The organism is Acidithiobacillus sp. IBUN Pt1247-S3, assembly GCF_041146875.1.
Lineage (GTDB): Bacteria > Pseudomonadota > Gammaproteobacteria > Acidithiobacillales > Acidithiobacillaceae > Igneacidithiobacillus.
The window spans coordinates 1-1,294 of the sequence record NZ_JBFRXP010000064.1 but is presented as its reverse complement, the minus strand read 5'-3'; the positions used below and the strand labels follow the sequence as shown (position 1 = coordinate 1,294).

General features: G+C 57.7%; 1 protein-coding gene. It reads left to right on the top strand.

Features of this window, described 5'->3' with window-relative positions:
- Positions 1-1,294 (top strand): heterodisulfide reductase-related iron-sulfur binding cluster (locus AB4090_RS15045; RefSeq protein ID WP_369574688.1); only part of this gene is annotated, 1,294 nt, incomplete at both ends.

Here is a 1,294-nt window from a genome sequence, read left to right as displayed (position 1 = left end):
CGGCGCTTTTTTCCAGGATACCAATCTCAACGCTAACGAGGCGGAAGCGGCAACTGCCTGGGTACGCAACCACGTAGACCGCCGCACTGTCGATCTTGGCGAGCGCATGGACGACATTCGCGAGCACATGTGGGAGCTCGAGAAAGAAGGCGAGATCATTGTGCATCGCATCACCGATGATCACCAGCCGATAGAAGTCGACACCCTCTATGGTTGGAAGAAGCGGGTACCCACCAACCAGCTCTGGCACCACAAGAGCTGCGGCCAGTGCGGCAACATTCCGGGGTATCCCACCAGCCTCATGTGGTTCATGAACCACTTTGGCATCGACTACCTCGACGAGACCGATCAGACCTCCTGCACCGCCTGGAACTACCACGGCTCCGGTATTGGCAACGTCGAATCCCTGGCGGCGGTCTTTCTGCGCAACTTCCATCAGGCCTATGTTTCCGGCAAGCAGCACGGTTTCGAGAACGGCCACTTCTATCCCCTGGTGCACTGCGGCACCTCCTTTGGCAACTACAAGGAAATCCGCAAGTACCTGATCGAATCCGCCGAGCTGCGCGAGAAGGTCAAGAAGATCTTGGGCAAGCTCGGTCGTCTGGTCGACGGCAAGATCGTCATTCCCGAAGAAGTCATCCACTACAGCGAGTGGCTGCACGTGATGCGCAACCGCATTGCCAGCGAGCTGCAGACCATCGACATGAGCAACATTCGGGTCACCGTGCATGCTGCCTGCCACTACTACAAGATGGTGGCCGAGGATGCGGTCTACGACAACACCGTTTTGGGTGGCAACCGCACGGCGGTCGGCACCTCGATGGCGCAGGCTCTGGGCGCCCAGGTCATCGACTACTCCACCTGGTATGACTGCTGTGGCTTTGGTTTCCGCCACATCATCTCCGAGCGCGAGTTTACCCGCAGCTTCACCATGAACCGCAAGATCAAGGTTGCGCGGGAAGAGGCGAAGGCGGACGTGATGATTGGCATTGATACCGGCTGCATCACCACCATGGACAAGAACCAGTGGATTGGTAAGGCGCACGACATGAACTACTCGGTGCCGATCATTGCCGACGTGCAGCTGGCGGCCTTGGCCTGTGGTGCTGATCCGTTCAAGATCGTGCAGCTGCAGTGGCACGCCTCACCTTGTGAGGACTTGGTGGAGAAGATGGGCATCAGCTGGGACCAGGCCAAGGCCAAATTCCAGGAATATCTGAAGCAGGTCGAGCAAGGGAACGTGGAATACCTCTACAACCCCGAACTCGCGACGAACCAGAACATCAATATGAAG